Here is an 11,424-nt window from a genome sequence, read left to right as displayed (position 1 = left end):
ATGCTTTTTAGTGGTGATCCATAGCTCTTTTGTGCGTGCTATTTTTTATGCTACTTGAGCTGCAGATCCGTGATTTTGCCATTATTGATCGTCTACACCTTCGCCTTGGTGAAGGTTTTACGGTGTTGACCGGTGAGACCGGGGCGGGCAAGTCAATTATTATTGATGCGCTGGGCATGTTACGGGGCGAAAAGGTTGATGTTACATTTGTGCGGGCGGGTTGCACGCGTGCGCGGATCGAGGGTGTCTTTAGCCTGGACGATTGCCCCCAAGTGGCCCCGCTGCTACGTGAGCATGATCTGCTTGATGATGATGACGGGCAAGTCATTGTTGTGCGTGAGATCAGTGCTGAGTCAGGACGAAGTGTCGCACGGATCAATGGGCGTGCGGTCAATACGGCGGTGCTGCGTGAGCTTGGTGGGCGCTTGATTGACATCCACGGGCAGCACGAGGGCCTCTCGCTCTTTAATCCGCGAACGCATCTCGAGATGCTTGACCGTTTTGGCGAATTGCTCTCCCTTCGCGAACAGGTTGCCAGCCAGGTGCAGATCCTCCGCGGTCTTCGCAATGAGTTGGCTGATCTGCGGCGCAACGAGGCCCAGCGTCAGGCGCGAATCGAAGAGTTGCGCTTTCTGATCGAGGATGTGACCGCCGCCAGGGTGCGACCGGGTGAAGAAGAAGATCTGGTGCGTGAGCGGCAGGTGGTGCAAAATATGGCGCGGGTGACCGGGTTGGCGACGGAAGCGTATGCCGACCTGTATGCGGGGCGCGAAGGTGGACGTACGCCTGGTCGTCCAATCATCGAGTTGATCGCCACAGTTGCGGGTAATCTGGCCGAACTGGCGCGCCTTGATCCTTCGGTAGAGAGTATGGCGACGACGGCGAGCGAGTTGCATTACCAGCTTGAAGACTTGGCGGCTGCCCTGCGTACCTACCGCCTCGGGCTTGATGCCGATCCAGGCCGTCTTGATGCCCTCGAAGATCGGTTGACGGTGCTGCGTGATTTGCAGCGCAAATATGGGGGCGATCTTGCCAGCCTGGTCGAACGGGCGGCCAATGCCGAGACCGAGATTGAGCGCTTGCAAAATAGCGCGGTGCATATTGTCGAACTTGAACGACAAGAGGCGGCAACCCTGGCCGAATTGGGGAGTCTTGCCAGTCGCTTGTCGCAGCGACGACGCGAGGTTGGTGATGAACTGGCCCAGCGTATCGAAGGTGCGATGGGCGATCTCGCAATGCCGCAGGTGCGCTTCTTTGTCAGCATCAAGCAGACCCCTGATCAGCAGGGTATACCGTTGGCGGGGCGCAAGGTGGCAGTTGATCGCACTGGCATTGATCAGGTTGAATTTCAAATTGCGCCGAATCCTGGCGAACCACTCAAGCCCCTGGCGAAGATTGCCTCGGGTGGCGAGAGTGCCCGCTTGCTGCTTGCGCTGAAATCAATTCTCTCGCGGGTCGATGAAGTCGCAACCCTCATTTTTGATGAAATTGATGTTGGCGTCGGCGGGCGTGCTGGCCAGGTGGTCGGCCAGAAACTCTGGACGATCACCGAGAATCATCAGGTCATCTGCATCTCGCACCTTCCACAGGTCGCTGCGTTTGCCGATACGCATTACCATATTCGGAAAGAGTTTGAGCCTGGACGCACGCGTACACAGGTTCAACGTCTTGATGAGCACCAACGGATTGATGAACTCGCGGCCATGCTTGATGGTAGCCCCAGCGAGCATAGTCGCGCCAACGCCCGCGAAATCATCGAGCGGGCCATTGCCTGGAAAGTGAAGCGACAGGTATCTACGCCATGACTGCGAACACGTCTGTCAGCCGCTGGGCGGCACGTATTGCCGAGGCCAGTTGGTTGCTTGCCCTGACTTTTATTCCACTCTATTTTAATCTCTATTCGGCCCGCCATTTCGAACCCGACAAGATCGCAGTGCTGCGTTCGCTGGCACTGGTCGGGGCCGCTGCCGTGCTGATTGGTCTGCTTGATGGCTGGTTGTCAGGTGAGAAACGCAAACCTGCCGTAACCGATCCCCCGCCCGAAGAGGCCAAACCGGTGCCGCCACTTTGGCGAAGATTTGCGGCCATTCCTCTAGCTGTGCCAACCACAGTGTATGCAGGGGTCTTTTTGCTGACGACGATCACGTCGGTGACGCCCTGGATGAGCTTCTGGGGATCGTACCAGCGCCTTCAGGGAACGTATACGAATCTCTCGTACATCATGCTGTTTATCGTGATTCTGGTGACGTTGCGTCACCGCGAACAGCTTGAACGCATGGTCACCATGATGATTGCGACGGGGATCGCCGTAGCGGGCTACGGGCTTTTGCAGCACTTCGGCCTCGATCCACTGCCCTGGCGCGGCGATGTGTTGACCCGCATTGCCTCGACGATGGGCAACTCGATCTTTGTGGCCGCTTATATGATCATGATCGTGCCCTTCGCGCTCTACCGGTCGCTTGTTGCCTTCAGTGACGCCCCAACGGCCCCACAGGCGGGGCCGTTGCTCGGGCGTGAGTGGTTGTGGATCCTGGTGCGGGCACTGCTGGTGCTGGCCGGTTTGATGCTCTTGCTGGCGACGATTAAATTTGGGGCCGTGATCCGGGTTATTGATGCACGCTACTGGTGGGTCTGGCCGGGTTCGATTGTGGCGACGACGACGATCTGGTGGCTGCTGACGACCAATTTTGACCGCGGCGACCGACGTATGCCGCTCTGGCCCGGTCTCTTCACGATGGGCTTTCTGCTGGTCTTTGCAATGCAGTTTGCCATCTCGGCGGGCAGTGGGGCGCAGACGTTATTGACCAGTGATCAGGCGGCTCATGCAAGTGACTGGAGCCTCTGGTTTTTTGCGTCGCTTGCCGCGCTGATTGGGGCGTATGCCCTGGGGATGACGTTGCCACGTCGCCCGCTTGAGCCAACCCGTGCCGGTCGGTTGCTTGACGGGGCGGCGGCTAGCCTGGCGGCCCTGATGCTGCTAGTGGCAATTGTCTTTTCGCAGAGTCGTGGCCCGTGGATTGGTCTCGGGGCGGGGCTCTTTGTCTTCTTCTCGCTTGTGCTGTGGCAAGCCTGGCGTCATGCCAGGGCGACCGAGCAGATGGCGCGGGCGCGCCTCTTCCGTGGTCTTTTGATCAGTTGGGTCACGTTGACGCTGGCTGTCGGTGGTTTTCTGATCACGTTCAACCTGTCGAACGCACCTGTGTTTGAGCAACTGCGCCAAGTGCCCTACATCGGGCGCATGGGGCGTTTGCTCGAAGTCGGTGAAGGTACGGGCCTGGTGCGGCGGTTGATTTGGATTGGCGATGAGCATGCGGGCGGCGCGGTCGCGTTGATTATGAGCGATCCAGTGCGTGCGGTGATTGGCTGGGGCCCCGAGAGCATGTTTGTCGCTTTTAACCCGTTTTATCCACCTTCGCTGGCCAATATCGAGGCGCGTGGGGCTTCACCAGACCGATCCCACCAGGCGCTGCTTGATGAACTGGTGACCCGAGGGTTGCTGGGCCTGGTCAGTTATCTTTTCCTGCTCGTGAGCTTTGTCTTCTTGAGCTGGAAACTGATGCGCAACAGTGCGAGTTGGCGCTGGCAGGTCTTTTTCATTGCCTGTTTGAGTACAATTACTGCAACGTTTGTCGAGGGCTTGACGGGTATTCCCATTGTCTCGACCCTGACCCACTTCTGGATGGTGCTGGCAATGACCGTGACGGGTGGAGCTCTGGCGGGGCACTATCACCTCTCGCTTGCGCCACCGGAACCAGCCGTGGCTACCGTACCTGAAGATGGCGCAAGTGCTGCGCAGGTTCACCGTGGTGGACAGGCGACTGGGAAACGGCGCAAGGGGCCGGCGCGTGGTCAGCAGGTTGCACGTGGAAGCAACGCGGCGCGTTCACGCAATACGGTGCCAGGGGCGGGGCCGATCTTTGCCTATAGCATGATTGCTGTACTCACCTTCATTGCCATTTTCAGCTTTAATTTCAATCCGATCAGGGCCGATATGCACTTCCAGCAAGCCCAGGGGCTGAGTGAACGCGCCGAGGCATCGGCTGATGGCTTGATCGTGGCCCTCAATGAGTATCTGCAAACGGTTCGCCTCAATACACGCGAAGATTTCTACTACTTGAACCTTGGGCGGGTGCTGATGTCGCTTGCTGATACGGTACGTGCGCAAAGCCCTGAACTCGGCACTCCCAAAGACGATCCTCAACTCACGGTGCTCTTGGGGCTTGAATCGAGCAATGCGATTGCCGCTTTTGTGCAGCAGAGCAGCCCGAATGAATTGATGAGTTATGCCGAGGCAGTCTTGCTGCATGCACATAACCGGAGCCCGCTGAACAAAGACCATTTTGCCAATCTTGGGCGGCTCAACAGTGTCTGGTATCGCTGGTCGAATGACCCGGCACACCTCGAAAATGCGCTCAGTTGGTACGATCAGGTCGAAGAGTTGGCCCCTCAGGATGTCACGCTGCTCAACGAGTTTGCGGGGGTCTTGATTCTCAAGGGTGATCAGTTGATCGCCGAGGGGCAGACGGAAGAGGCTCAGGCTGCTTTTGCGCGGGCCGAGGAGTTGCTTCAGCGTTCGGCGGCGCTTGACCAGCGTTATGTTGACACGTATATCAGGCTTGCCGATCTGACCCTGTCGCGCAATCAAGATCTGGTTGCGGCGACCAATGCGTATAGTCAAGCCATCGGTATCTCGGCCCGCCAGACGGTCAATTCAATTGAGAATGTCGCCAATGCGCTAGCCGAGCAACCCGAGTTGATCCTGCAGTTGCGTGATGCCTATCTGCGCGTGATCGCAACCCAAGAGGAGCGTTACCAGAAACTTGACCCGCAGAGCAGCGCAGCGCAAAGCTTGCGCACCGATCTTGCCTTGCTGCACACGGTGGCTGGTCTGTTGTCGGTGCGTGGTGGTGACACCGAGGCAGCGCTAGTTGCATATGCTCGAGCGGCTGAACTCGAACCAAATAACCTCAACTATATTCGCAACTATGCGATTGTGCTAAGCGAAGTGTCGCGGCATGCCGATGCAGTCGCCGAGTTGCGAGCGTTGATCGGGCGACTCGAGGCGGGGACGGGGAACGAAGCCACAATTGCTGAGGCGCAACAACTGATCGCCTACTTCGAGCAATTGCAGGGAGCACCCTAGCATGATTCAGACGGCCCTGATCGCCATCGTCGCGCTGACTTTTTCGATGCTAGCGACGCCGCTGGTTCGGCGTCTAGCGTTGCGGGCGGGGGTGGTTGCGGTGCCACGCGTGCGTGATCTGCATATCACCCCGGTGCCGCTGTTGGGTGGGTTGGCGATCTATGGCAGTTTTGTGGCGGCGCTGATTCTGTTTGGTGATCGGGCGTATATTGTCGAGTTGATCGCGATCCTGGTTGGGGCGACCCTGGTCTCGCTCTTTGGGTTGGCCGATGACCGGTGGGGCCTCAGTGCGTGGGCGAAATTGGCGGGTCAACTGCTGGCCGGGATCGTCTTGTTACTTGGTGGCACGCAGGTGCAACTCTTTCCGCTGATCTGGCTCGACTGGCTTGTGACGTTGCTCTGGGTCGTCATTATTACCAACGCGATCAACTTTCTCGATAATATGGATGGCCTATCGGGTGGGATTACGACGATTGCGGCGACCTTTTTTCTCTTGCTTGCGGCAATGAACGAGCCACGACAGGTGCTGGTTGGCGCAATGGCAGCGGCCTTGATTGGTGCGTGCATCGGCTTTTTACGCTACAACCTCAACCCGGCAACTGTCTTTATGGGCGATACAGGCAGTCTCTTTCTCGGCTTTATGCTGGCGGCGCTGGCGATCAAGCTCCGTTTCCCAAGCAGCACCCCGGTTGTTACATGGATGGTGCCGCTCTGCATTCTCGCGGTGCCCCTCTTTGACACGAGCCTGGTGGTTGTCTCACGCATGCGGCGTGGGGTCAACCCATTCACAACTGCGGGCAAAGATCACCTGTCGCACCGCCTGCATGCGCTCGGGTTGACCCGGCGCGAGGCGGTTCTGACCTGTTATCTGCTTGGTGGTGCGGCGGGCATGGTGGGGGTGTACCTGACGCGGGCCACGATGGTCGAGGCCTATTTTGTGGCGGTGATGATGGCTGCGGTGGGGGTTGCGGCGCTGATCTGGCTGGAACGGGCGTGCCCTCGTGGGGGATCTGGGCAGGGCTGACGACCTCAAAACCAGGGCTACTTCGAGATGCCAGCTTTTCTGGCATCTCGAAGTAGCCCTTTTGGGGGGCGTAAGGGTATAATCTGGTCTATGGTACAATGCTGAGGGAGGATAGCCCAGGGATGAGGAGAGACATGGCCGCTCAGCAGGTTCACCTCGGGGTGGTGCAGTTGCGACTGACGGCTGAGGCCGCCGAGAATGATCGTCGCGCCGAGGCGGGTATTCGTGAGGCTGCCGCCCGTGGGGCACAGATCATCTGTTTGCCCGAACTCTTCCGGTCGCTCTATTTTTGCCAGCGTGAAGATCATGATCATTTTCAACTGGCCGAGCCGGTACCGGGTCCTTCCACCGAGCGCTTTGGTCAACTGGCCCGTGAGCTCGGGGTGGTTTTGATTGTCAGCCTGTTTGAAAAGCGGGCCGAAGGTCTTTACCATAATACCGCTGCGGTGCTAGATGCCGATGGGAGCTATCTTGGCAAGTATCGCAAGATGCACATCCCCGATGATCCGCTCTTCTATGAGAAGTTCTACTTTACCCCCGGTGATCTTGGTTTCAAAGTCTTTCCCTCGCGTTTTGGGCGGCTTGGGGTGCTGATCTGTTGGGATCAGTGGTATCCCGAGGGTGCCCGCTTGACGGCCCTGCGTGGCGCGGATATCCTCTTTTACCCGACGGCGATTGGCTGGCATCCTTCTGAAAAGGCCGCGCATGGCGCGGCTCAGCACCAGAGTTGGGAGTTGATTCAGCGCTCGCACGGGGTCGCCAATGGATGTTATGTGGTGAGTGTGAATCGCACTGGTCACGAAGGCGATCCCGAGGGTGGCATCGAGTTCTGGGGGCAGAGTTTTGTGAGTGATCCCCAGGGTACGATCCTGGCGCTTGCGCCAGTGGATGCGCCTGCGGTACTGGTTGTGCCGGTTGATCTGGGCAAGCTTGATGTGCAGCGTACCCACTGGCCGTTCCTGCGTGACCGCCGGATCGATGCCTATGCCGACATCACGCGCCGTTTTATTGATGAGTGAGAGCTATGCGCGCAACTCCAGTTGAACTTGGGTACCGGATGCCGCCAGAATGGGTCCTCCATCAGGCGACATGGTTGTCGTGGCCGCACAATAAGGCAAGTTGGCCGGGCAAACTTGAGGCAATTCTGCCGATCTACGCGCAGGCAGTGGCGGTTTTGCTGCGCTCTGAGCCGGTGCATATCAATGTGAACGATGCGGCGATGGAAGCCCAAGCGCGCACTTTGCTTGCTGCTGCTGGGGCAACGGGTGAGCTCTTTTTTCATCGTTTTCCGACCAATGATGCCTGGTGCCGTGACCACGGGGCGATCTTTGTGGTGCGTGATGAAGAGCCGCAGGTGGCGGCAATTGACTGGAACTATAATGCGTGGGGGGGCAAATACCCGCCGTTTGAGCTCGATAACGAGATTCCCCGTCAGATGGCGGCCTATCTTGATACGCCCTGCTTTGCGAATTCGATGGTGCTGGAGGGTGGCTCGATTGAGGTGGATGGCACCGGGTTGCTTCTGACGAGTGAGCAGTGCCTGCTCAATCCAAACCGCAATCCGACGCTGAGCCAGGCCGAGATCGAGGCGCAACTCTGTACATACCTTGGGGTGCAACGCATTCTTTGGCTCGGTGAGGGCATTGTAGGCGATGATACCGATGGGCACGTTGATGATATCGCCCGCTTTGTGGCCCCTGGGGTCGTGCTTGCAGCCGTGGAAGAAGATCCGTCTGATGAGAATTACCATGTGTTGCAAGAGAATCTCGCCCGCTTGCAGCATATGACTGACCTGGCCGGTCGTCATTTGACCGTGTTGACGCTGCCGATGCCTCCACCGGTCGTGTACGAAGGTCAGCGCTTGCCTGCCAGTTATGCCAATTTTTATGTCGCGAACCGGGTGGTACTGGTGCCCTTCTTTAACCATACCAATGATCAACGGGCCCAGGCCATCCTGCAACAGTGTTTCCCTGAGCGTGAGGTGGTGGGACTTGATTGTACCGAGCTTGTATGGGGCCTCGGGGCTTGGCATTGTCTAACCCAGCAGGTTCCTGCACCACCACAGTGACGCGTTTGGCGGTGTAACATACCGCTGTTATTGAGGCAGGCTCATGCTGGCTTATTTGCGGACGATGCCGGTGCTGTTGAGCCAGCCGGTGCGTCTCTTGCGTGGCTATCCTCTTGTCGCCCTGCGGTCTGATCTGCTTGCCGGGTTGACGGTTGGCCTCGTGTTGCTTCCTCAAGCGCTCGCGTTTGCGCTGCTTGCCGGGCTTCCCCCAACGATGGGGCTCTATACGGCCTTTGTTGCCTCAATGGTCGGGGCACTCTGGGGTTCGTCGAGCCATCTCAATAGTGGGCCAACCAATACGGCTTCGATTCTGACCCTGTCGATTCTGGCCCCGCTCTTTTTGCCTGGCTCGCCCGAGTTTCTACTGGCGGCCGGGTTGCTTGCCGTGCTTGCCGGGCTGATCAGGCTGCTGATGGGGCTTGCGCGCCTCGGGATTCTGGTTAACTTTGTTTCTGATTCGGTGGCGGTGGGTTTTACAGCGGGCGCTGGCCTGTTGATCATGTCAAATCAGATTGGCCCGATCTTGCGCCTGTCGATTCCTGCAACTGAAGGCCCGCTTGGTTCGGTGATCGGGGCGGTATCACAGCTTGAGGCGGTTCATGTGCCGTCACTTGTGCTTGGTGTGGCGACGATTGGCTTGATCATTTTCTGGCCGCGGGTCACACGCGTGGTGCCAGCGGTGCTTGTTGGCGTGACGGCGATCAGCCTCAGTGCCTGGGTGTTGCAACTTGAAGGGCAGGGAGTGCGCTTGCTTGGCACGTTGCCCCAGGGTTTGCCGCCCTTTACATCGCTGCCACTGTTCGATCTCAATCTGATTGGGCAACTGGCGAATGGCGCTCTTGCCATTGCGCTGATTGGCCTGGTCGAGGCTGTTGCGATTGCGCGGGCGGTGGCGAGCCATTCGCGCCAGCGTCTTGATAGCAATCAGGAATTTGTTGGGCAGGGCATGGCGAATATTGCCGCTGGTTTTTTTGGTGGGCATCCCTGTTCGGGTTCGTTTAACCGTTCAGCGCTCAGCTATCAGGCCGGCGGGATGACGGCGCTTGGCAATGCGTTCAGTGGCGTGTTTGTGCTGGTGGCTGCGTTTGTCTTGAGCGATGTGATTGCCCAAATTCCGCTGGCTGTGCTTGCCGGGGCACTGGCAGTGACGGCCTGGAGCATGATCGATCTGCGTTCGATGAAGCGGATCTGGCGTGGAGCACCGGGCGATGCGGTGATTATGGTGGTCACGTTTCTGGCAACGCTGGTACTCCCGCTGCAGTTTGCCATCTTGATCGGGGTGTTGATGTCGTTGGGGTACTATCTGTTGCGCACCAGTATGCCGCGGGTGGTCGCGGTGTTGCCTGACCTGACCTTCAGTCACTGGGCGGCTTTTCCCGAGCGTCCGCAATGTCCACAACTGGCGGTGGTTGATGTGCTGGGCGATCTCTATTTTGGGGCCGTCAATCATATCGAAGAGGAACTGCTTCGCATTCTTGATGCGCCACCGGGGCAACGGTTTTTATTGTTGCGCATGCATAGCGTGCAGCATTGCGATATCAGTGGCATTCGTATGCTCGAAAATGTGCGGCGGGTCGTACGGGATCGCGGGGGCGAGATCTATTTTGTGCGGGTGCGGGATCCGGTGCTGGAACGGATGCGTTTGACCGGGTTTTATGATCAGGTTGGGGCGGCGCGCTTTCTTGATGAAGATCTGGCGATTGAGACGATCTTTTATCGAATTCTTGATCCAGCCGTCTGCATCTATGAGTGCGAGTGGCGCGCCTTTCGTGAGTGCCACTCGCTGCCCAAACGTACCCTGCCGGGTGGGGCTCCTCCCATTCCGTTGTTGCCGCTTGGCAGTGTCTCGGCCCCAACAGTTGCAGCCCATGAACTCTGGAAGATGATGCACGACAAGGTGCCCCCTCTGGTGGTTGATGTCCGTGAACCACGTGAGTTCCGGTTGGGCCATATCCCGGGGGCAATTTCGATTCCGCTGAGCGACCTACTCATCAATCCGTCGGATCTGCCGCGCGAAGCCCCGCTTATCCTGGTTTGTCGCAGTGGCCGTCGGAGTGAACGGGCTTTTCTGGCTTTGACCGAGCAAAGGTATGCGAATGTCCGCATTCTTGGGGGGGGGCTCTTGACCTGGGAAGGCCAGAATCTGTTGATGGCAGTTGAGACGTAGGGTTAGAGAGAGAGGAGCATTGATGAGCGAGCCGGAACTCCATCGCAATACGGGGCTCGATCTCGTGCGGGCCACCGAGGCGGCGGCGATGGCCGCTGCACGTTGGATGGGCCTTGGATACCGCCAGGAAGCTGAACTCGCGGCGAGTCAGGCGATGAGCGATACGCTGGCGGCGATTGATCTCGATGGGCGGATTGTCATCTGTGAAGGTGGACGGCTGCGGCTGCGGAGTGCCTTGCCTGGCGGTGAGCGGGTAGGGAGCGGGCGAGGGGTGCCCGTTGATGTGGTGGTGGATGCGATTGATGGACGCCGCCTGCTGGCGCGGGGGCGACCGGGCGCGGTGGCCGTCGCTGCTGTTGCACCGCAAGGCACGATGTGGGCCGCCAGTGCTGCGATCTATATGGAAAAGATCGTCGTCAATCGGGTCGTTGCCCCGGCCCTGGTGCCCGAGTGCATAACGGCTCCGGCGGCCTGGACGATTGGCTTGATTGCCCGGGCTAAAGGCAAAGCGATCCGTGACCTCGTGATTTTTGTGCTTGAGCGGCCTCGTCATGCTGACCTGATTACCGAGATCCGGGCGGCTGGGGCGCGGGTGATGCTTGCCGATGATGGTGATATTTCGGGGGCTGTGCTCGCGAGTTTGCCTGATGGCCCGGTTGATGCCTTGATGGGGGCGGGAGGGGCGGCCGAAGGCGTGATGGCCGCATGTGCAGTCAAGGCCCTTGGCGGGGGGATGCTGGCGCGCCTGGCCCCGCAGAGCGTTGACGAGCGTATGGCCGTCGTTGAGGCAGGTCTCGATCTACGTCGTACCATGATGTGTGACGATCTGGTGCGTAGCAATCAGATCTTTTTTGTGGCGACGGGCATTACTGATGGCCTTTTGTTGGACGGGGTACATTTTGAGGGCGCACGGGCGACGACCAATTCGCTGATCTTGCGGAGTGAAACCCGAACCCGCCGCATGATTGTCGCTGAGCATCTGCTTGAACCGGAAACACCTTGACAGCGAGAGCATTTTCAGC

General features: G+C 58.6%; 7 protein-coding genes. All 7 read left to right on the top strand.

Annotated elements, in window-relative coordinates; all coding sequences use genetic code 11:
* Positions 1–47 precede the first annotated feature (47 nt).
* The 7 genes from recN to glpX all read left to right on the top strand — a co-directional run bounded on the left by recN (position 48) and on the right by glpX (position 11,405).
* Complete coding sequence (recN, locus tag EKD05_RS05640) at positions 48–1,805, top strand: DNA repair protein RecN (protein ID WP_129671465.1); 1,758 nt, start codon at positions 48–50, stop codon at positions 1,803–1,805.
* Positions 1,802–5,143: a hypothetical protein gene (locus EKD05_RS05635; RefSeq protein WP_129671464.1), complete on the top strand. Its 3,342-nt coding sequence runs from the start codon at positions 1,802–1,804 to the stop codon at positions 5,141–5,143. Before recN ends, EKD05_RS05635 begins: the two co-directional genes overlap by 4 nt.
* A 1-nt stretch (position 5,144) precedes the next feature.
* The gene (locus tag EKD05_RS05630; protein WP_129671463.1) at positions 5,145–6,167 is read left to right on the top strand and encodes an MraY family glycosyltransferase; all 1,023 of its coding nucleotides are present in this window, start codon (positions 5,145–5,147) and stop codon (positions 6,165–6,167) included.
* Positions 6,168–6,301: 134 nt separating this feature from the next.
* Entirely contained in the window at positions 6,302–7,186 is an 885-nt protein-coding gene (locus EKD05_RS05625) for a carbon-nitrogen hydrolase (protein ID WP_129671462.1), read from the top strand.
* A 5-nt stretch (positions 7,187–7,191) separates the two neighbouring features.
* Positions 7,192–8,235: an agmatine/peptidylarginine deiminase gene (locus EKD05_RS05620; RefSeq protein ID WP_129671461.1), complete on the top strand. Its 1,044-nt coding sequence runs from the start codon at positions 7,192–7,194 to the stop codon at positions 8,233–8,235.
* A gap of 43 nt (positions 8,236–8,278) precedes the next feature.
* Positions 8,279–10,402 carry a SulP family inorganic anion transporter gene (locus tag EKD05_RS05615; protein ID WP_129671460.1) on the top strand — a complete coding sequence of 708 codons (2,124 nt, stop codon included), beginning with the start codon at positions 8,279–8,281 and terminating at the stop codon, positions 10,400–10,402.
* A 22-nt stretch (positions 10,403–10,424) separates the two neighbouring features.
* Positions 10,425–11,405: a class II fructose-bisphosphatase gene (gene glpX, locus EKD05_RS05610; RefSeq protein WP_129671459.1), complete on the top strand. Its 981-nt coding sequence runs from the start codon at positions 10,425–10,427 to the stop codon at positions 11,403–11,405.
* Positions 11,406–11,424: the final 19 nt, after the last annotated feature.

The sequence above is a fragment of the Candidatus Chloroploca sp. Khr17 genome, from assembly GCF_004138165.1.
Lineage (GTDB): Bacteria > Chloroflexota > Chloroflexia > Chloroflexales > Chloroflexaceae > Chloroploca.
The sequence above is the reverse complement of the archived record's forward strand: the minus strand, read 5'-3'. Positions and strand labels throughout refer to the sequence as shown.